This is a genomic window from Bradyrhizobium sp. UFLA05-125, assembly GCF_059803515.1.
Map to the genome: position 1 here is coordinate 31,572 of NZ_JBANBJ010000044.1, position 20,247 is coordinate 51,818.

A 20,247-nucleotide genomic window follows, 5' to 3' on the forward strand; every position below is an offset into this window, starting at 1 on the left:
AGAGACCCCTCACCCGCCTCGCTTCGCTCGGCACCCTCTCCCGCAAGGGGAGAGGGTAACAACGCACGCTTTGCGCCTCGCCCGCCAATCGGATAGAACGCGAACCCGCGTTAGTCCCGCCAGCGAGATCCGCCCCCATGACCGAAATCTCCCCGCTCGACCAGGCCCGCATCCTGTCCGAAGCGCTGCCGCATATGCAGCAGTACGACGAAGAAACCATCGTCATCAAATATGGCGGCCATGCCATGGGCGACGAGGAGACTGCGAAGAATTTTGCCCGCGACATCGTGCTCTTGGAGCAGACCGCCATCAACCCGGTGGTCGTGCATGGCGGCGGGCCGCAGATCGCGACCATGCTCAAGCGCCTCGGCATCGTCTCCGAATTCGCCGCCGGCCTGCGCATCACCGATGCCGCGACCATCGAGGTCGTCGAGATGGTGCTCGCCGGCTCGGTCAACAAGCAGATCGTCGGCTACATCAATGATGCCGGCGGCAAGGCGGTGGGGCTCTGTGGCAAGGACGGCAACATGGTGAAGGCGTCCAAGACGACGCGCACCATGGTGGATCCGGATTCGCACATCGAGAAGGTGGTCGATCTCGGCTTCGTCGGCGACCCCGAAAAGGTCGACCTCACGCTGCTCAACCAATTGATCGGCTATGAGCTGATTCCGGTGCTGGCGCCGCTTGCCACATCGCATGACGGCCAAACGCTGAACGTCAACGGCGACACCTTTGCCGGCGCGATCGCGGGCGCACTGAAGGCAAAACGCCTGCTGCTGCTCACCGACGTGCCGGGCGTGCTCGACAAGTCGAAGAAACTCATCCCCGAGATGTCGATCAAGGATGCGCGAAAGCTGATCGCCGACGGCACCATTTCGGGCGGCATGATCCCGAAGGTCGAGACTTGCATCTATGCGCTCGAACAGGGCGTGCAGGGCGTCGTCATCATCGACGGCAAGATGCAGCACGCGGTGCTGCTCGAGCTGTTCACCAACCAGGGCACGGGAACGCTGATCCACAAGTGACGGACGAAGGGCAAAAGCGAGTCGTCATGGCCGGGCAAGAGCGCGAAGCGCGTCTTCGCGAAAATGTCCCGGCCATCCACGACGTTTCGGCCCGCACAAAGAACGTGGATGCCCGGGACAAGCCCGAGCATGACGAGCAGAGAACGAGGCGACACCGTCGCTCAGCCTTGGCAAGCTTCCTGACGTCACTGCCGGCAGCGGCGGTGTCTTTCATCTTCTCCGCCGCCCCGGCTCTCGCCGACCTCAAGATCTGCAATCGCATGTCCTACGTCGTGGAAGCCGCGATCGGCATCGACGACAAGGCGGCGACCGCGACGCGCGGCTGGTTTCGGATCGATCCCGCCACCTGCCGCGTGGTGGTGCAGGGCACGCTGACCGCCGACCGCATCCTGCTCCATGCCCGCGCGCTCGGCGTCTATGGCGCCTCGCCGATCCCGCAGAACGGCAGCGACATGCTGTGCATCGCGCAGGAGAATTTCGTCATCGCGGCCGCGCGCCAATGCCGTAGCGGGCAGACGCAAGCCGCCTTCACCCAGGTGACGCCGACGCAAGGCGACGACGGCAACCTCGTCGCCTATCTCGCCGAGGACTCGGAGTATGACGACGAGCAGGCCCGGCTCGCCGGCATTCAGCGCCTGCTGGCGATCGCCGGATATGACGCGGGCGCAATCGACGGCGTCGACGGTCCGAAGACGCAATCAGCCCTCGCCGCCTTCCTGAAGAGCCGCGGGCTGCCGTCCGACGTCATGCAGTCGCCAAACCTCTTCAAGACCATGGTCGACGCGGTGCAGACGCCGTCAACGAGCGGCCTGACCTGGTGCAACGATACCCCGCACAGGGTGATGGCGGCGGTCGCGACCGACGACGGCAAGGCAGTGACGAGCCGCGGCTGGTACCGTATCGATCCCGGCAAGTGCCTGCACCCCGACGTGGCGGGCCAGCCGAAACAGATTTTCAGCTTTGCGGAAGCCGTCGATGCCGACAACCGCACCATCAAGCTGATGGACAAGCCACTGAACTGGGGCGGCGAGAAGCAGCTTTGCACGCGCGAGACCAAGTTCGAGACCAACGAGCAGACCGATTGCGGCGCACGGGGATTCGCAGCGACGGGATTCGGCACGGTCGACATGAGTAGCGGCGGCAAGACGCTGCGCTTTGCGATGCCGTGAGAAATTGCGCCGTGATCAGAACGCAGGTGCCACAAACCCCACTGTCGTCCCGGCGAAGGGACCCATAACCACAGGATTGAGTTTGGCGGCGAGGCGTAACGACGATCACGCATACGACTGCTCCCTGTGGTTATGGGTCCCGGGCTCGCGCTTCGCGCGCCCCGGGACGACGAGACGAGAATGCTGAGATGACTCCACCCCGCCCCTTCACCCACATCGACACCTGGGTGTTCGACCTCGACAACACCCTCTATCCGCATCACGTCAACCTGTGGCAGCAGGTCGATGCGCGGATCGGGGAGTTCGTTTGCCGCTGGCTGAACGTGACGGCTGAGGAAGCGCGGAATATCCAGAAGGATTATTACCGCCGCTTCGGCACCACCATGCGCGGCATGATGACCCTGCACGGCGTGCGCGCCGACGACTACCTCGCCTATGTGCACAAAATCGACCACTCGCCGCTGGAGCCGAACCCGGCGCTCGGCGAGGCGATCGCGAAACTTCCGGGGCGCAAGCTGATCCTGACCAACGGCTCGGTCGATCATGTCGATGCCGTGCTGTCGCGGCTTGGACTCGCCACGCATTTCGATGCCGTGTTCGACATCATCGCGGCCGAGTTCGAGCCGAAGCCGGCGCGGCAGACCTACCAGAAATTCCTTGACCTGCACGCGGTCGATCCGACCCGGGCCGTAATGTTCGAGGACCTCGCCCGCAACCTCACCGTTCCGCACGAGCTCGGCATGACCACGGTGCTGGTGGTGCCCGACGGCACCAAGGAAGTGGTCCGCGAGGACTGGGAACTGGAAGGCCGCGATGCGGCCCATGTCGACCATGTCACGGATGATCTCGCCGGGTTTCTGGCGAGCCTGTCGCGCTGAGGCCGTTGCGACTGTGAAGCCCCGATGAGGCGTCATACCCCGCGAAAGCCGAAAGCGGGGTATCCAGTAATCACTGCTATCTCGATTCATCACATCCGCCGCGGCGTACTGGATCACCCGCTTTCGCGGGTGATGACGGCGAACCAAGCTTGACTCCGCCCGCCCAAATCCCGAAAAAGCCCCCCAATCCGTCACAAATCCTTCCCGCCTTGAGGAAATCCCGATGTCCCTCCAAGCCCTCGAATCCACCATCAACGGCGCCTTCGATGCGCGTGACAGCATCTCGACCTCGACCAAGGGCGAGGTGCGCGAAGCCGTGGATCATGCGCTGGAGATCCTGGACAAGGGCGAAGCGCGCGTCGCCGAGCGCGAGGCGAGCGGCAAGTGGAAGGTCAATCAGTGGCTGAAGAAGGCGGTGCTGCTATCCTTCCGCCTCAACGACATGAGCGCCATTCCCGGCGGCCCCGGCAAGGCCTCGTGGTGGGACAAGGTGCCCTCGAAGTTCGACGGCTGGAGCGAGAACCGGTTTCGCGACGCCGGTTTCCGTGCCGTGCCCGGCGCGATCGTGCGCCGCTCGGCCTTCATCGCGCGCAACGTCGTGCTGATGCCGTCCTTCGTCAATCTCGGCGCCTATGTCGATGAGTCCACCATGATCGACACCTGGTCGACCGTCGGCTCCTGCGCGCAGATCGGCAAGCGCGTGCACATCTCCGGCGGCGTCGGCATTGGCGGCGTGCTCGAGCCGCTCCAGGCCGAGCCCGTGATCGTCGAGGACGACTGCTTCATCGGCGCGCGCTCGGAAGTCGCCGAGGGCGTGATCGTGCGCAAGGGCGCGGTGCTTGCGATGGGCGTGTTTCTGGGCGCTTCGACCAAGATCATCGACCGCGAGACCGGCGAAGTCTTCGTCGGCGAGGTGCCGGAATATTCGGTGGTGGTGCCCGGTGCGCTGCCCGGTAGGCCGATGAAGAACGGCCAGATCGGCCCGAGCACCGCCTGCGCCGTGATCATGAAGCGCGTCGACGAGCGCACGCGGTCGAAGACCAGCATCAACGAGCTGCTGCGGGACTGAGTTCAGTCCCCGAACTGCAATCCCTCACCGTCACCCTGAGGGGCTCGCGTGCCGCGAGCACCTCAGGATGACGGGTCGGATAGCCGATCGAACCCACCCTCCCTCCATCGCGACCAACAACCGGGCGACCCTGCCGCCCGGAGATTTGCCATGGATTGGATCTGGCTTCTGTTCCGAATCGAAGGCCGTATCAACCGCGCCAGGTTCTGGCTGGCGATGCTGGTCATCATCTGCGGGATGCTGCTTCTGATCACCATCGTCGCGGGCATCCGCGGACTTTTCGGCGGCCCCTGGAGTTTCAAGCTCGATGCGCTCGAATTCCTCGATCCGGCAACCTACCGGTCGCTGACAATGGCCGGCCTGCCCCTCTTGCTCACGAGATTGCTTTTGAGCGGTCTCTTGCTGTGGGTCTACCTCGCGACCTCGATCAAGCGACTGCATGACCGTGACAAGAGCGGATGGTGGTCGCTTGCCTTCATCGTCTTTCCCGCTCTCTATCCGCATGTTGCCGCGCAACTCCCCGCTGCGCCAATCGAACTGCCGCTTGCCCTGGCCGCGCTGGCACTGAGCATCTGGGGTTTCGTCGAGATAGGCTGCCTGCGCGGCACACCGCACACGAATCTCTTCGGTCCCAATCCGCTGCCCAAAATCCAGACCCGGACACGCCACAGCGGCGCGTCGGCCCTGCCGCGCGGGAGCGGTTGGCACCAGCAGAGCGAGCTCGAATTCGTCGCGCACAGTGCTAGCCCGCCCGGCGGCATGCATGTTAAGCGGGGGGCATGACCGATGCTCTCTCCATTGCCCGCGATCTCATCCGCTGCCCCTCGGTAACCCCGGCCGATGCCGGTGCGTTGGGGGTGCTCGAAAAGGCGCTCACCGCAGCCGGCTTCACCTGCCACCGCGTGACCTTCTCCGAGGCAGGCTTTGCCGACGTCGATAACCTCTACGCGCGGATCGGCAGCGACGGACCGCACATCACCTTTGCCGGCCATACCGACGTGGTGCCACCCGGCGATGAAAGTGCCTGGAGCGTCGGCGCGTTCTCCGGCGAAGTGAAGGACGGCGTTCTGCATGGGCGCGGCGCGGTCGACATGAAAGGCGGCATCGCCTGTTCCGTGGCCGCGGTGCTGGAGCATCTCGCGGCCAACGGTGCCCAGCCGCGGGGCGATGGTAAGGGATCAATCTCCTTCCTGATCACCGGCGACGAGGAAGACGTCTCGATCAACGGCACGATCAAGCTGCTGCAATGGGCCGCGGCGCGCGGCGAGAAGTTCGATCATTGCGTGCTCGGCGAGCCATCCAATGTCGAGACGCTCGGCGACACCATCAAGGTCGGCCGCCGCGGCTCGCAATCCGGCACGCTCCATGTCGAAGGACGGCAGGGCCACGTCGCCTATCCGCACCGCGCCTCCAATCCCGTGCCCGATATCTCCCGCCTGATCGTGGCGATCTCCGACGAGCCGCTCGACCACGGCAGCGCGCAATTCCAGGCCTCCAACCTCGAATTCACCTCCGTCGACGTCGGCAACACCACCTACAATGTGATTCCCGGCCAGGCGCGCGCGAAGTTCAACATCCGCTACAACGACAACCACACGCAAGCGAGCCTGCGTGAGCTGGTCGAGACACGTCTGGCCAAAGCCTGCGGCAACCGCATCCGCGCCCATATCGTCTGGGAGCCGTCGAACTCCAACGTGTTCGTCACCAAGCCTGGCCCGTTCACCGATCTCGCGGTCTCCGCGATCGAGGAGGTCACGGGACGCAAGCCCGAGCTGTCAACGTCAGGCGGCACCTCCGATGCGCGCTTCATCTCCAACTATTGCCCGGTGATCGAGTTCGGCCTCGTTGGCCAGACCATGCACCAGGTCGACGAACGCGTGCCGGTGGCGGATCTGGAGAAGCTGACGAAGGTCTATCGCGGAATTTTGGCGCGGTATTTTGGGTAGCGTCCGACTTTTTGCTCTGCTTTTGCCGCTCACTCAACCGTCATGCCCGGGCTTGTCCCGGGCATCCACGTTCTTTGGCGCCTCAGGCAAGAAAGGTCGTGGATGGCCGGGACAAGCCCGGCCATGACGTCGGGGCGCAAAAGCGATTAGCCAACTAATAATCCACCTTCACCAGATACAGTCCCTGCGACGGGGCGACGATGCCGCAGGCGGCGCGGTTGCGGGCAGCCAGGGCTGCGGCGAGATCATCGGCGGTCCAGCGGCCTTCGCCGACCCAGACCAGCGAACCCACCATGGAGCGGACCTGGCTGTGCAGGAAGGAGCGCGCCGAGGTCAGGATCGTCACCTCGCGCCCTTCGCGCAAGACGTCGAGCTGATCGAGCGTCTTCTCCGGCGACTTGGCCTGGCATTCGGTATCGCGAAAGGTCGTGAAATCGTGCTTGCCGATCAGGCGCTGCGCGGCAGCATGCATGGCGTCGGTGTCGAGCCTGCGCGGCACGCGCCAGGCATGGCCGACGTCGAGCGCGAGATTGGCGCGAGTGTTGACGATCCGATAGCGGTAGTGGCGCTTGATGGCCGAGAAGCGCGCTTCAAATGTTTCAGGCACGATCTCGGCTTCGAGCACCGCGACCGGATGGGGACGCAGATGCGCGTTGAGGCCGTCGCGAAGGCGATCCGGCGCAAAGGGCTTTTCAATATCGACATGCGCGACCTGGCCGAGCGCGTGCACGCCGGCATCGGTGCGGCCCGCGCCATGCACGCGCACGTCCGTGCCGCACATCGCCTTCACGGCCGTCTCGAGCGCGCCCTGCACCGAGGGCAGCGTCTCCTGCACCTGCCAGCCGCAGAACGGCGCGCCGTCATATTCGATGGTGAGCTTGTAACGGGGCATCTTGTCCAGTTTCGCTGCCATCGCCCGGCTTGACCGGGCGATCCAGTACGCCTCAGCATCTCCGTTCAACCGAGAAGCCGCGGCGTACTGGATACCCCGCCTTCGCGGGGTATGACAGTGTTACGTAAATCGAGCTCCCGCCCTCAACGGTACGCCGCGCAAGAAGTCCGCGGCCTGCATCCGCGCCTTGCCCTCGCGCTGCAGCTCGATGATGCGGATGGCGCCCTCGCCACAGGCGATGGTGAGCTGGTCGTCGAGCACGTCGCCCGGCGCACCCGAGCCTCTTGCAAGCTCACAGCGCAAAATCTTTACGCGCGCATTTTCACTCACCCCGGCGAGCTCGCCCCAGGCGCCGGGAAACGGCGACAGGCCGTGGATGTGGCGCAGCACGTCGCGCGCAGGCTTGGTCCAGTCGATCCGTGCCTCGGCCTTGTCGATCTTGGCGGCGTAGGTGACGCCGTCCTCGCTCTGCTTTTTGAGCTGAAGTCCGCCGCGTTCGAGCGCCGCCATCGCGCGGACCATCAAGTCGGCGCCGAGCCGGGCGAGGCGATCGTGCAGATCGGCTGCGGTCATGGTGTCCGAGATCGCAAGACGCTCGGCCATCGCGACGTCGCCGGTGTCCAGCCCCACGTCCATCTTCATCACCATGACGCCGCTCTCGGCATCACCGGCCATGATCGCCCGGTTGATGGGCGCGGCACCGCGCCAGCGCGGCAGCAGTGAGGCGTGCAGATTGTAGCAGCCGAGCTTTGGTGCATCGAGGATCGCCTGCGGCAGGATCATGCCGTAGGCGACGACGACAGCCGCATCGGCATCGAACGCGCGGAACTCGTCGAGCGCTTCCGGCGTCTTCAAGGTCTTCGGCGTCAACGCGGGAATACCGAGCTTTCGCGCAGCGTCTTCAACCGGTGTCGGCTGCAACTGCAACCCGCGCCGCCCGCCCGGCTTCGGCGCGCGGGTGTAGACGGCCACGATCTCATGGCCATGCGCGACGAGCTCCAGCAGCGTCGGCACGGAGAAATCGGGCGTGCCCATGAAGATGAGGCGGAGAGGCATAGGGCGAGACAATCCTCAAAACGAGCAAGGTACTCGTCATGGCCGGGCTTGTCCCGGCCATCCACGCCCTTCTTGCTCGTAGCGCGAAGAACGTGGATGCCCGGCACAAGGCCGGGCATGACGGCGGAGGATGGTTCGCTCACTCCGCGCGCTTGGCGGCTTTCTCGAACTTCTTGAACACGCGGTCGCGCTTGAGCTTCGACAGGTAGTCGACGAACAGCACGCCGTTGAGATGATCGATCTCGTGCTGGATACAGGTGGCGTAGAGCCCTTCGGCATCCTCCTCGTGCAACTTGCCGTCGAGATCGGTGAAGCGCACGCGCACCTTCGCAGGCCTTTCGACCTCCTCGTAATATTCCGGGATCGAGAGACAGCCCTCCTCGTAGACCGACACTTCCTCGGACGAGGCGACGATCTCCGGATTGATGAAGACGCGCGGCTCTCGCGCGGTCTCGCCGTTCTCGTCGCGCTTGGCGAGATCCATCGTGATCAGACGCAGGGGTTGCGCGATCTGGATCGCCGCTAAGCCAATGCCGGGCGCATCGTACATGGTCTCGAACATGTCGTCGGCAAGCTTGCGGATCTCGGCCGTGACCTTCTCGATCGGCTTGGAGACCAGACGCAACTGCTTGTCGGGCAGGATGATGATTTCTCTTAAGGCCATGGCGGCGATTTAAGCCGCGCGCCGGATGCGGTCAATGTTGCCGGGAACGCCGTTAACGGTTCGCTAACCATAAAAACCAGGCTTTCGTTAACCATAAAAATTCACTGCCGGTTAACCATAAATGTTCCCTCTTCGTTCGCGCCTGCTCGCGAATCGGCTAGAAGGGTTGACATGAACGAGATCATTTTTACCGCTGGCGACTGGCCGGTGCGCACCGTCGACGCCCTGATCGGCTTCGGTGTGCTGGCCCTCATCCTGCTCCTGGTGATTGCCATCGTGATCGCGCGCGGCTCGCGGCGTGGCGCGGAACTCGCCATGGCCCAGACCATCCGGGCCGACGAACTGGAGGAGCGCCTGAGCCAGATGCTGCGCGCCCAGAGCGAGGCGTCGGGCCGCGTCGACGCCATGGCGCAGGCGCTCGCCGGCCGCCAGGCCGAGATGGCACGCGCGGTCAACGAGCGGCTGGATTCGGTCACCCATCGCGTCGGCCAGTCCATGGAGCATACGACACGCAACACCATGGAGAGCCTGCGTGCACTGCACGAGCGGCTCGGCATCATCGACAGCGCGCACAAGAACCTCACCGACCTGACCACGCAGGTGACCACCCTGCGCGACGTCCTCGCCAACAAGCAATCGCGCGGCGCGTTCGGCCAGGCGCGGATGGAGGCGATCGTCCAGGACGGTCTGCCGAAGGGCGCCTACGAGTTCCAGTTCACGCTCTCGACCGGCAAACGGCCGGACTGCGTGGTGTTCCTGCCCGACCAGCGCCCGCTCTGCATCGACGCCAAATTTCCGCTGGAGGCGATGACGGCGCTGCACGACGCACGCACCGATGAGGAGCGCAGGGTCGCCACGCAGCGCCTGCGCGGCGACGTGATGAAGCATGTCAGCGACATCGCCGAAAAATATCTCGTCGCCGGCGAGACCCAGGAGATGGCGCTGATGTTCGTGCCGTCGGAGTCGGTCTATGCCGAGATCCACGACGGCTTCGATGACGTGATCCAGAAGGCCTATCGCGCCCGCGTCGTGCTGGTGTCGCCCTCGCTGCTGATGCTCGCGATCCAGGTCATGCAGCAGATCATGAAGGACGCGCGCATGCGCGACGCCGCCGACCAGATCCGCACCGAGGTGATCAAGCTCGGCGACGATCTCGGCCGCCTGCGCGATCGCGTGCTGAAACTGCAGAAGCATTTTGCCGACGTGAACGAGGACGTGCGCCAGGTACTGATCTCCGCCGACAAGATCGAGAAGCGCGCCGGCCGCATCGAGGAGCTCGACTTCAGCAAAACCGACGCACCGGAAGGCCCGCGCCTGGTCGCCAGCACGCCAGAACTGTTCCCGCGCAAGCTGCAAGCGGGGGAGTGACCATCTTCAAAGATGAAGCAACCTGTCGCCCCAATATCGCTGTCGTCGCCCGGCTTGACCGGGCGACCCAGTATCCCAGAGGCGGCAGATGGGTGCACGCTGTTACTACGTCTACATTCTCGCCAGCAAGATCGGCGGTACACTGTACATTGGCGTGACAAATGATCTGATCCGCCGGGTGGCCGAGCACAAGCTGAAGCTGGTCGAGAGCTTTACGAAAGAATACGCGATCGTGAAGCTGGTTTATTTCGAGCAGTTCGATGATCCCGAGAATGCGATCAAGCGCGAGAAGCGCCTCAAGAAATGGAAGCGCGCGTGGAAGATCGCGCTGATCGAGAAGGACAATCCCCGATTGGAACGATCTTTACCCGGGGATTGCAGGTCCCCCATAACTCCGGTCTCTGGAATACTGGGTCGCCCGGTCAAGCCGGGCGACGACACCTCACTTGTGGCCGCCAGAATCTGCTAACACCCCTCCATGACCGCACCCGACGCGACTTCCGGAACCGCTCCCACGACCGCCGACGCTCCCGCTGCCTCCTGGCGCGAGAGCCTTGCCGTGTATCTGCAGCCGCGGGTGCTGATCGTGCTGTTTCTCGGCTTCTCCTCCGGTCTGCCGCTGGCGCTGTCGGGCTCGACGTTGCTGGTTTGGATGCGGGAATCCGGCGTTGATCTCGGCACCATCGGGCTGTTCGCGCTGGTCGGCACGCCTTACACGCTGAAGTTCCTGTGGGCGCCGCTGGTTGATGCGTTGCATGTGCCGCTGTTCACCCGCGCCTTCGGGCGCCGCCGCGGCTGGCTGCTGTTCTCGCAGCTCCTGCTGATCATCTCGATCCTGCTCCTGGCGCTGACCGATCCTGCGCGCTCGCCGTTCTTCGTCGCACTTGGTGCGCTGCTGGTGGCGACGACCTCCTCGACGCAGGACATCGTGGTCGACGCCTTCCGCGTTGAGAGCCTGCCCGAAAGCGAGCAGGCCGCCGGCATGGCTTCCTATGTCGCAGCCTACCGCATCGGCATGCTGGTCTCGACCGCGGGCGCGCTGTTCATCGTATCCGGCTTCGAAAGCACCGGCATTCCGAAGCCGTCCGCGTGGATGTGGGGCTATGTGGTGATGGCGGCCATGGTGCTGATCGGCACGATCACTGCGCTTCTCGCCACCGAGCCTGCACAATCCGCAAAGGCGGAAGCGGCAACACAGACCGAGACGGCGTTCGCGCGCGTCCTGCACGCCGCGATCGGCGCCTTCTCGGAATTCCTGTCGCGCAAGGATGCGCTCGCCGCGCTCGCTTTCGTGGTGCTGTTCAAGTTCACCGACGCGTTTTCCGGCACCATGACGGCGCCGTTCGTGATCGACCTCGGGTTCTCCCGCAACGACTATGCGGCGATCGTGAAGGGTGTCGGCCTTGCCGCAACCCTGATCGGCGGCTTCGCCGGCGGCTTCGTCGCACGGCGCTTTTCGCTGGCAGCCAGCCTGTGGATCGGCGGCGTCGTGCAGGCGCTTGCGAACCTGTCGTTCTCGTGGCTCGCGCTGGCAGGCGCCAGCCAGTGGGCGCTCGCCTTCGCCATCACTTGCGAGAATTTCACCAGCGCCATCGGCACGGTGATCTTCGTCGCCTATCTCTCCGCGCTATGCCAGAACCCGCTGCACACGGCGACGCAATATGCGCTGCTCACCGCGCTGGCCGCGGTCGGGCGCACCTATCTCTCGTCAGGCGCCGGCTTCGTCGCGAAGATGACGGGCTGGCCGCTGTTCTTCATGATCTGCGTGGTGGTCGCGGTGCCGAGCCTGATCCTGCTCACCTGGTTGCAGAAGCGCGGACATTTCGAAACGCTGGGCCCGGTGCGGGTGTAGGGCTGCCGTAGGGTGGGTCAGCGAAGCGTAACCCACCTCTTCTGCCTCCGCGGACATAGACAGTGGTGGGTTACGCCTTCGGCTAACCCACCCTACAATCGAACCCCTACTGCTTCTTCACCAGGCTCCACTTCGTGATCACGGCCTCGCTCATCTGGCCGGGATCGCTGGCGCAGGCGACCTCGTCGACCTTGACGGAGATCTCCTTGCCGACGAACGATTTCAACTGCGTGGCCTGCGCGTCGCTGCTTGTGACGAGCTGGAATGTCTCGGGGCCGGTCTCCAGATTGCACAGCCCGTTCGGCGGCGGCAGGCGCCGCGGCTCGGACGTGATCTGATAGGTTGCAACCTTCTTGCCGTTCTTGACGTCACGTACGCGCATGCTGTTGAGCTCGCCCGACAGGACCTCTCCGGTGTTGATCGGCTTGCCGGGCTTTGACGGCGGCGGAGCACCATCGTCCTGCTGCGCCGAGATGGCCGGCGTCACCAGCGTCATCATCGTCGCGACCAAAGCCAGCCGTTTGGCGAATCGTTTCGTCATGTCGTCCGTTCCGTCGTCTTAAGGGAAAAGCTAGAACAGGGTCCGCTGCCGCATTGCTGCCGATAGCGTACCTTCATCGAGATAATCAAGTTCTCCGCCGACCGGAACGCCATGGGCGAGCCGGGTTACCTTGACGTTGGCATCCTGGAGCAGGTCGGTGATGTAATGCGCCGTGGTCTGGCCGTCTACCGTTGCGTTCAGCGCCAAGATGATCTCGTGCACCTGGGGATCATGTGCGCGGGCGACCAGCGCGTCGATGGTGAGATCCTGCGGGCCGACGCCGTCGAGCGGCGACAATGTCGCGCCAAGCACGTGATAGCGCCCTTGCGTCGCGTTGGCCCGCTCCAGCGCCCAGAGATCGGCGACATCGGCGACCACGACGATGATGGCCGGATCGCGGCGCGGGTCGGTGCAGACCGTGCAGGGACTTTGCGTATCGATATTGCCGCAGGTCTTGCACACCTGGACCTTATCGAGCGCGACCTGCAAGGCGGCGGAGAGCGGCATCATCAGCGCTTCGCGCTTCTTGATCAGGTGCAGCGCGGCCCGCCGCGCCGAACGCGGCCCCAAGCCGGGCAGCCGCGCCAGAAGCTGGATCAGGCGTTCGATCTCGGGACCGGCAACCGCTCCCATATCACTGGCCAAACAGGCCCGGCGGCAGGCCGAGACCGCCGGTGAGCGCCTGCATCTTCTCCTGCATGGCGGCTTCCGCCTTGCGGCGTGCATCACCGAGCGCGGTGACGAGCAGATCCTCCAGCACCTCGCGCTCCTCCGCCTTCATCAGCGAGGGATCGATCCTGATGCCCTTGACGTCCATCTTCGCAGTCATGCGCACCGCCACCAGGCCACCGCCGGAGATGCCCTCGACCTCGACATTGCCGAGTTCGTCCTGCATCGCCTGCATCTTGGATTGCAGCTGCGCCGCCTGCTTCATCATGCCGAGAAAATCAGCCATGGTTGTTCGTCCTTGGAAAGATAGGCTCAGAGATCGTCGTCGCCGTCGGAACCGTCGGGCGGATCGTCACTGCCATAGTCGGCGTTAATATTGGATTCCGGCGTCTCGGGGGCAAGCCTGCGGACTTCGACGACCTTGGCGCCGGGGAAGCGCGACAGCACCTCCTGCACCCGTGGATCGGCCTCCGCGGTCCGCGCGTGCTCCTGCTTGGCGGCCTGGTTGAGCGAGCGCAGCGTCGGCTGGCCCTGCTCGTTGGACACGATCACCGTCCAGCGGCGACCGGTCCAGAGCTCGAATTTGCGCGCGAGCTCGGAAATCATGGTCTTGGAGGCGTTGGGCTCGAGTGCGACTTCCAGCCGGCCCTCCTCGAAACGGACGAGGCGCATATCGCCTTCGAGCGCGCCCTTGGTCATGAGGTCGCGCTTCTGACCGGCGAGCGCGACGAGCTGGGTGAAGCTCGTGATGCGCAGCGCGGGCGCCGAGCCCTGGATCTCGGGCGCAGGCGCTGCCATTTGCGGCCGCGCACCACCGCCGAATGAGGGTAGCGAGGACGGCGCGCGCACCGGCGCCGCGGAGGCAACCGGCGCGGTCGGCGTACTGCGCGCAGCGCCGCCGCCGCTCACGACCGGCGACGCGCCGCCGTTCTGCTCCAGCATCCTGATCGCTTCGTCCGGCGTCGGCAGGTCGGCGACATAGGCGATGCGGACCAGCACCATCTCCGCGGCGGCCGCCGGGCGCGTCGCGGCCTGCACCTCGGTGATGCCCTTGAGCAGCATCTGCCACATCCGCGACAAGACGCGCATCGAGATCTTCGACGCGAATTCGCGCGCACGCAGCCGTTCGGTCTCGCCATAGGCGACATTATCCGCCGTAGCCGGCACGATCTTGACGCGGGTAACGAAGTTGACGAACTCAGCAAGGTCCGAGAGCACGACGATCGGATCGGCGCCGGTATCGTACTGGTCGCGGAACTCCTTGAACGCCGACGCGATGTCGCCGCGCACCAGCGAATCGAAGAGATCGATGACGCGGGTGCGGTCGGCGAGCCCCAGCATCTGCCTGACGGCATCGGCCTTCACCTGGCCGGCCGCATGGGCGATCGCCTGGTCGAGCAGCGACAGCGAGTCGCGTACCGAACCTTCCGCAGCGCGAGCAATGATGCCGAGCGCCTCCGGCTCGATCTCGACGCTTTCCTTCGCAGCGATATTGGCAAGGTGATTCATCAGCACGTCAGCCTCGACCCGGCGCAGGTCGAAGCGCTGGCAGCGCGACAGCACCGTGACCGGAACCTTGCGAATCTCGGTGGTCGCGAACACGAATTTTGCGTGTTCCGGCGGCTCCTCCAGCGTCTTCAGGAAGGCGTTGAACGCCGCCGTCGACAGCATGTGGACTTCGTCGATGATGTAGACCTTGTAGCGGGCGCTGGCTGGCGCATAACGCACGCTGTCGTTGATCTGGCGGACGTCATCAACGCCGGTGTGCGATGCCGCGTCCATCTCCAGCACGTCCATGTGCCGGCTTTCCATGATCGCCTGGCAATGCACGCCGAGCGTCGGCATGTGGATGGTCGGGCCCTTTACCGAGCCGTCCGGCATCTCGTAGTTGAGCGCGCGGGCGAGGATGCGCGCGGTGGTGGTCTTGCCGACGCCGCGGACGCCGGTGAGGATCCAGGCCTGCGGGATACGCCCGGTCTCGAACGCATTGGAGACGGTGCGGACCACGGCCTCCTGGCCGATCAGATCGTCGAAACTGCAGGGGCGGTATTTGCGCGCCAGCACCCGATACGGCGTTCCCGGCTGGGCGCCGAGCGCAAAGCCAGGCTGGCTGGCGCTGTCAGGGTCTGTGGGGGCGCCAGCGTCGGTCATCGGTCGATCCGCAATGAAATGTCTCTCGGCCGGCTTTTGCGGAAAGGAGCGCGCTGGCGGGGAGCCCGCCGGCGCAATTCGCTCGAAAAAACAGGTAGGAGACTGACGAGCGACCCGATCCGGACCTCGTTAGGGCTGCTTCCTTCCGGACCTGACCCGGTTGGCGAGTGGCTCGTCCACCGCCAATCTCCCGGTCTCTATTTGGGGCCAAAAGGGTCGGAAAGCAAGCGGGTATCGGGTCGGGTATCAGCCTGCCCAGCATCCGGGCAAATCCCCGCCTAAAGCGCCAAGAGGCTGTGCTTTCGCTGTTGGTGCTGCCTTGGTATGAACGCTGCCGGAACTTCACCCAATCAGAAAAGCGAAACCAAAATGGTTACACGTCGTGATGTTGCATCGATTGTCGGGCTTGGCGCAGTCGGCGCGGCAATGGCGGCAGGCGCGGTCGCATCCCCGGCGGCGCCGCAGACGGCCCCCGATGCCAACGAATCCACCTTCGCGCGCATCCGCCGTACCAAGAAGATGCGGATCGGCGCGGTCAATGGCGGTGCGCCCTATTACATGAAGGACCTCGCCAGCGGGCAGTGGAAGGGCTTTTACATCGACATCGCCAAGGCGCTCGCCGACGACATGGAGGCCGAGCTCGAGATCACCGAGACGACCTGGGGCAATTCGGTGCTCGATCTCCAGTCCAACAAGATCGACATCTTCTTCGGCCTCAACCCAACTCCGAAGCGCGCGCTCGTGGTCGACTTCTCGATTCCCGTCTTCAACAACGCCTTCGGCTTCCTCGCCAAGAAGGAGTTCAAGCCGAAGACCTGGGCCGAGCTGAACTCGCCCGACATCAAGATCGCCGTCGACCAGGGCTCCTCGCACGACCAGGTCGTCAGCCGCCTGATCCCGAAGGCGCAGATCTCGCGCCTGAAGACGGCGGATGATGCCACCGCCGCGCTGCAGACCGGTCGCGTGGACGCGCAGTGCCTGATCACCATGCTCTCGCTCACGGTGCTGAAGAAGAATCCTTCGCTCGGCCAGTTCGTGCTGCCGACGCCGATCTTCGCCACCACCTCGAACGCCGGCTTCCGCCGCGAGACCGACAAGACCTGGCGCGACTACGTCAACACCTGGATCGACTTCAACAAGGGCCTCGGCTTCATCCGCACCGCGATCCTCACAAACATGGAGCTCGTGGGCGTGACGGAGGCGGACATTCCGCCGGGCGTGACGCTGTAAGTAGGATGAGTTTGAGGCAAGCTCGATCCGTGATTGGCACCGCGCCCCCTCTCCCGCTTGCGGGAGAGGGTTGGGGTGAGGGTGCCTCCGCAATCGATAACCCCAAGATGGGGAGAGCCCTCACCCGGCGCGCTGACGCGCGCCGACCTCTCCCGCAAGCGGGAGAGGTGCAGTGAGAATGCGGCACCACCGCTTTAATCTCGCGTCAGTCTGAGTTCCGAAAGGCACGTATGTATCAGTGGGACTTCGGCATCCTCTGGAGCTATCGCTGGCTCTTCCTGAACGGGCTCGGCGTCACCGTCGGCTTCACCGTGGTCATCGTGCTGCTCGGACTGCTGTTTGGCCTCATCGCCGCGCTCGCGATGCTGTCGCGCTTTGGCTGGCTGCGCGGCATTGCACTGACCTTCGTCGAGGCGTTCCGCTGCACGCCGATCCTGGTGCAACTGATCTGGTTCTATTACGCGCTGCCGATCCTTGCCGGCGTCGAGATGACGCCGATCACGGCCTCGGCGCTCGCGCTGTCGCTCTATGGCGGCTCGTTTTATTCGGAGATCATTCGCGGCGGCATCGTCTCGATCGACAGCGGTCAGTCGGAAGCGGGCGCCGCGCTCGGCATGACGCCGCGCCAGGCCATGATGCGCATCGTCCTGCCGCAGGCGATCAAGCGCATGATTCCGGCGCTGATGAACCAGTCGATCATCCAGTTCAAGAACACCTCGCTGGTCTCGGTTCTCGCCGTGCCCGACCTCGTCTATCAGAGCCAGGTCGCGGCGCATGACAGCTACCGGCCGCTCGAGACCTACACCGCGGTGGCGCTCGCCTATGCCGCGATCCTGATTCCCCTGACCATCATCGTGCGGCGGGGCGAGAAGCGTCTGGCGGTCAGCGAATGAGCGATACGTCTAGAGATAGTCGCAAGATCGAAATCCGCGGCTTGCGCAAAAGCTTCGGCAGCAACGAGGTGCTGAAGAACATCAACCTCGACGTCGCCAAGGGCGGCGTGGTCGCGCTGATCGGGCCGTCGGGCTCCGGCAAGTCGACGCTGCTCCGCTGCATCAACCTGCTGGTCGTGCCGAACGGCGGCAGCGTCCGCGTCGGCGAGACGCGCTTCGCGTTCGGGGAAGGCGCGAAGCTGCCCGATGTGAAGACGCTGGCAAGATTCCGCGCCACCACCGGTATGGTGTTCCAGCACTTCAACCTGTTCCCGCACATGACGACGCTCCAAAACGTCATGGAAGGCCCCGTCACGGTGCGCCGCATGCCGAAGGCAGCCGCCGAAAAACTGGCGCGCGCGCAATTGGCAAAAGTCGGGCTCCTGGAAAAGGCCGATCAATATCCGGCGACGCTTTCCGGCGGACAGAAGCAGCGCGTGGCGATCGCGCGGGCACTCGCCATGGAGCCGGACGTGATGCTGTTCGATGAAGCGACCTCCGCGCTCGATCCCGAGCTCGTCGGCGAGGTGCTCAACGTGATGCAGCAGCTCGCCTCCGAAGGCATGACCATGGTGATCGTGACTCACGAAATCGCCTTCGCCCGCGAAGTCGCTGATCGCGTCGTGTTCATGCGCGATGGCGTCGTTGTCGAGGACGGCCCGGCGCGGCAGGTGATCGATGCCCCGCGGGAAGCTGCGACGCGCGCCTTCCTGAGCCATTTCCACCGCACCGGCGCATTGCCGCCAGCCAATGCGACATCGTGATGTCCGATATCAATCGCGCTTATCTCGTCACCGGCGCCGCCAGCGGCATTGGCCGCGCCACGGCAAAGCTCCTGGCCGCTCCCGGTACCGCACTCCTGCTGCACACACGCTCGAACAGTGCCGGCCTCGATGCCACGGCCGCTGAGGCCGAAGCGCGCGGAGCGACGATCGCGAAATGCCTCGGCGACTTCGCCGAGGAGAGCGCCGCAACCGACGCTGTCGCGACCGCGCAAGCCGCCTTCGGCCGGCTCGATGCGCTCGTCCTGGTCGGCGGCCATGCCCGCCGCGGCAGCGCGATCGGCACGCCGGCAGATCAATTCCGCCGCGCGATGGAGGAGTCCGCGCTGGCCTTCACGCGGCTGGTCGCGGCCGCCCTTCCGCTATTGCGTGCCGGGCACGATGCGCGGATCATCGCGGTGTCGTCGTTCGTTGCGCATGCGATCCGCCCCGATTTCGCGCCCTTCGCGGCAACCGCCGCGAGCCGCTCCGCGCTGGAAGCTTTGGTGCGGCTCACCGCGGTCGAGCTCGCCGGCGACGGCATCACCGTCAACGCAGTTGCGCCCGGTCTCATCCTCAAGGACAAGCCGAGCGAGAGCAGGCTTTCGCCCGAGCAGATCGCCGCAACGGAAGCGCTGATCCCGATGCGCCGTCGCGGGCGCCCGGAGGAGGTGGCCGAGATCATCGCCTTCCTGGCGTCGCCGAAGGCATCCTACGTCACCGGCCAGATCTGGCACGTCAATGGAGGCCTGGCATGACCGAAGCGAGGATCGAGCGGCTTCGCCTGTTCCTGATCGAAAGCCCGATCAAGATGGCCCGCCTTCAGGGCGTCGGCAACGTCAAGGGCACGGTGAAGCGCGTGCTACTCGAACTCACTGCGAGCGACGGCGTAGTCGGCTGGGGCGAGGCGGCACCATGGGAGGTGTTTACGGGAACGCCGGAGGCGGCGTTCTCCGCGCTCGACATCTACTTGCGTCCGATCCTGCTCGGTAAGCCGGTGCGCCGCATCCGCGCGCTGATGGCGGAGCTCGACCGCGCGCTGGTTGGACATGCCGAAGCAAAAGTCGCGATCGAGATGGCGCTGCTCGACATCGTCGGCAAAACGGCGGGACTTTCGGCCGCCGACCTGCTCGGCGGCCGCGTGCGCGACACGATCCCCCTCTCCTTTTCGATTGCCGATCCGGATTTCGCCGCCGACCTCGAGCGCATGCGCAAAATGGTTCCGGACGGCAACGTCATCTACAAGGTCAAGACCGGTGTGAAGCCGCACCGCGAGGACCTCGATCATCTCGCGGCGATCCGGAAAGAATTCGGCGATACCGTCGATCTACGGGTCGATTACAACCAGGCGCTGGCGCCATTTGGCGCCATCAAGATCCTGCGCGACGTCGAGCAGTTTTCGCCGACCTTCATCGAGCAGCCGGTGCCGCGCAAATATCTCGACGTCATGGCACAGCTGACGTCAGCGCTGGAAACACCTGTTCTCGCCGATGAGAGCTGTTTCGATCGCCGCGACATGATGGAGGTGGTGCGCCGGCAAGCCGCTGACGCGGTGTCCATCAAGCTGATGAAGGCCGGCGGCCTGTTCGAGTCACAAGCCATCATGGCGATCGCCGACGTCGCCGGCCTGCCCGGCTATGGCGGCACGCTATGGGAAGGCGGCATCGGGCTCGCCGCCGGCACGCAGTTGATCGCGGCGACGCCCGGCATCTCGCTTGGCTGCGAGTTCTACATGCCGCACCATGTGCTGACCGAGGACGTGCTGGAGGAGCGCATCCCCAACCGCGCCGGCCATGTCGTGGTGCCCGATGGTCCGGGCCTCGGCATCCGCGTCAGCGAAGCCTCGGTCCGCGCCAACGCGCGCGTGCTGGCGGAAGCGTAATTCCGTCATTCCGGGGCGCGCAACGCGCGAGCCCGGAATCCATAGCCGCAGGCTTCTGTTGCTCGTGCGAGCTCGCAACCACGATCTCGCACAACAACTTCTCCCTGTGGTTATGGGTCCCGGCCTTCGCCGGGACGACGATGGAGCATATCGCTCCTGCGG

20 protein-coding genes, 1 other RNA gene and 1 pseudogene are annotated in these 20,247 nt (G+C 64.8%); 14 read left to right on the forward strand and 8 right to left on the reverse strand.

From position 1 onward, the window contains the following. Positions 1-137: 137 nt before the first annotated feature. The 6 genes from argB (at position 138) to dapE (ending at position 6,087) form a co-directional block, all read left to right on the forward strand. Positions 138-1,025, forward strand: a complete 888-nt coding sequence (gene argB / locus SO156_RS30030) for an acetylglutamate kinase (RefSeq protein ID WP_458151538.1) — start codon at positions 138-140, stop codon at positions 1,023-1,025. A 104-nt stretch (positions 1,026-1,129) separates the two neighbouring features. Further along, positions 1,130-2,194, forward strand: coding sequence for a DUF1036 domain-containing protein (locus SO156_RS30035; protein WP_498537310.1), 1,065 nt, complete (start codon positions 1,130-1,132; stop codon positions 2,192-2,194). A gap of 188 nt (positions 2,195-2,382) precedes the next feature. After that, a complete protein-coding gene (locus SO156_RS30040) occupies positions 2,383-3,072 on the forward strand; it encodes a pyrimidine 5'-nucleotidase (protein WP_498537283.1) in 690 nt (229 codons plus the stop codon). Between the two features lie 223 nt (positions 3,073-3,295). Further along, entirely contained in the window at positions 3,296-4,141 is an 846-nt protein-coding gene (gene dapD / locus SO156_RS30045) for a 2,3,4,5-tetrahydropyridine-2,6-dicarboxylate N-succinyltransferase (RefSeq protein ID WP_498537284.1), read from the forward strand. Between the two features lie 150 nt (positions 4,142-4,291). Next, on the forward strand, positions 4,292-4,924 hold the full coding sequence (locus SO156_RS30050; protein WP_498537285.1) for a DUF805 domain-containing protein: 633 nt from the start codon (positions 4,292-4,294) through the stop codon (positions 4,922-4,924). Beyond that, a complete protein-coding gene (dapE, locus tag SO156_RS30055) occupies positions 4,921-6,087 on the forward strand; it encodes a succinyl-diaminopimelate desuccinylase (protein ID WP_498537286.1) in 1,167 nt (388 codons plus the stop codon). Before SO156_RS30050 ends, dapE begins: the two co-directional genes overlap by 4 nt. Before the next feature lie 154 nt (positions 6,088-6,241). Here the strand turns inward: dapE and truA are convergent, their stop codons facing one another. From truA to def, 3 genes are all read right to left on the reverse strand, one after another. Next, positions 6,242-6,979, reverse strand: a complete 738-nt coding sequence (gene truA / locus SO156_RS30060) for a tRNA pseudouridine(38-40) synthase TruA (protein ID WP_498537311.1) — start codon at positions 6,977-6,979, stop codon at positions 6,242-6,244. A 120-nt stretch (positions 6,980-7,099) separates the two neighbouring features. Then, positions 7,100-8,035, reverse strand: a complete 936-nt coding sequence (fmt, locus tag SO156_RS30065; RefSeq protein WP_498537287.1) for a methionyl-tRNA formyltransferase — start codon at positions 8,033-8,035, stop codon at positions 7,100-7,102. 139 nt (positions 8,036-8,174) lie between these two features. Beyond that, positions 8,175-8,699: a peptide deformylase gene (def, locus tag SO156_RS30070; RefSeq protein ID WP_458149936.1), complete on the reverse strand. Its 525-nt coding sequence runs from the start codon at positions 8,697-8,699 to the stop codon at positions 8,175-8,177. A 171-nt stretch (positions 8,700-8,870) separates the two neighbouring features. Between def and SO156_RS30075 the strand changes: the two genes are divergently transcribed. The 3 genes and pseudogenes from SO156_RS30075 to SO156_RS30085 all read left to right on the forward strand — a co-directional run bounded on the left by SO156_RS30075 (position 8,871) and on the right by SO156_RS30085 (position 11,919). After that, positions 8,871-10,067, forward strand: a complete 1,197-nt coding sequence (locus tag SO156_RS30075) for a DNA recombination protein RmuC (RefSeq protein WP_498537288.1) — start codon at positions 8,871-8,873, stop codon at positions 10,065-10,067. 88 nt (positions 10,068-10,155) lie between these two features. Continuing rightward, positions 10,156-10,459: pseudogene (locus SO156_RS30080) on the forward strand (GIY-YIG nuclease family protein). 86 nt (positions 10,460-10,545) lie between these two features. Further along, positions 10,546-11,919, forward strand: coding sequence for an AmpG family muropeptide MFS transporter (locus SO156_RS30085; protein WP_498537289.1), 1,374 nt, complete (start codon positions 10,546-10,548; stop codon positions 11,917-11,919). Positions 11,920-12,025: 106 nt separating this feature from the next. Here the strand turns inward: SO156_RS30085 and SO156_RS30090 are convergent, their stop codons facing one another. The 5 genes from SO156_RS30090 to ffs all read right to left on the reverse strand — a co-directional run bounded on the left by SO156_RS30090 (position 12,026) and on the right by ffs (position 15,471). Then, on the reverse strand, positions 12,026-12,460 hold the full coding sequence (locus SO156_RS30090; protein ID WP_458149932.1) for a hypothetical protein: 435 nt from the start codon (positions 12,458-12,460) through the stop codon (positions 12,026-12,028). Positions 12,461-12,490: 30 nt separating this feature from the next. After that, positions 12,491-13,093, reverse strand: coding sequence for a recombination mediator RecR (gene recR, locus SO156_RS30095; RefSeq protein ID WP_027520814.1), 603 nt, complete (start codon positions 13,091-13,093; stop codon positions 12,491-12,493). A 1-nt stretch (position 13,094) separates the two neighbouring features. Next, positions 13,095-13,415: a YbaB/EbfC family nucleoid-associated protein gene (locus SO156_RS30100; RefSeq protein ID WP_254100560.1), complete on the reverse strand. Its 321-nt coding sequence runs from the start codon at positions 13,413-13,415 to the stop codon at positions 13,095-13,097. 26 nt (positions 13,416-13,441) lie between these two features. Beyond that, positions 13,442-15,280, reverse strand: a complete 1,839-nt coding sequence (locus SO156_RS30105; RefSeq protein WP_498537290.1) for a DNA polymerase III subunit gamma/tau — start codon at positions 15,278-15,280, stop codon at positions 13,442-13,444. Between the two features lie 94 nt (positions 15,281-15,374). Further along, positions 15,375-15,471, reverse strand: an RNA gene (ffs, locus tag SO156_RS30110) — signal recognition particle sRNA small type. Positions 15,472-15,649: 178 nt separating this feature from the next. Between ffs and SO156_RS30115 the strand changes: the two genes are divergently transcribed. From SO156_RS30115 to SO156_RS30135, 5 genes are all read left to right on the forward strand, one after another. Next, entirely contained in the window at positions 15,650-16,510 is an 861-nt protein-coding gene (locus SO156_RS30115) for a transporter substrate-binding domain-containing protein (RefSeq protein ID WP_498537291.1), read from the forward strand. A 230-nt stretch (positions 16,511-16,740) separates the two neighbouring features. Next, positions 16,741-17,403 (forward strand): amino acid ABC transporter permease, encoded by a 663-nt coding sequence (locus tag SO156_RS30120; protein WP_458149929.1) that lies wholly within the window; start codon positions 16,741-16,743, stop codon positions 17,401-17,403. Beyond that, positions 17,400-18,206, forward strand: a complete 807-nt coding sequence (locus SO156_RS30125) for an amino acid ABC transporter ATP-binding protein (RefSeq protein ID WP_498537292.1) — start codon at positions 17,400-17,402, stop codon at positions 18,204-18,206. The genes SO156_RS30120 and SO156_RS30125 overlap by 4 nt, the downstream gene beginning before the upstream one ends. Continuing rightward, the gene (locus tag SO156_RS30130) at positions 18,206-18,961 is read left to right on the forward strand and encodes an SDR family NAD(P)-dependent oxidoreductase (protein ID WP_498537293.1); all 756 of its coding nucleotides are present in this window, start codon (positions 18,206-18,208) and stop codon (positions 18,959-18,961) included. The genes SO156_RS30125 and SO156_RS30130 overlap by 1 nt, the downstream gene beginning before the upstream one ends. Further along, positions 18,958-20,085 (forward strand): muconate cycloisomerase family protein, encoded by a 1,128-nt coding sequence (locus tag SO156_RS30135; RefSeq protein ID WP_498537294.1) that lies wholly within the window; start codon positions 18,958-18,960, stop codon positions 20,083-20,085. Before SO156_RS30130 ends, SO156_RS30135 begins: the two co-directional genes overlap by 4 nt. Positions 20,086-20,247: the final 162 nt, after the last annotated feature.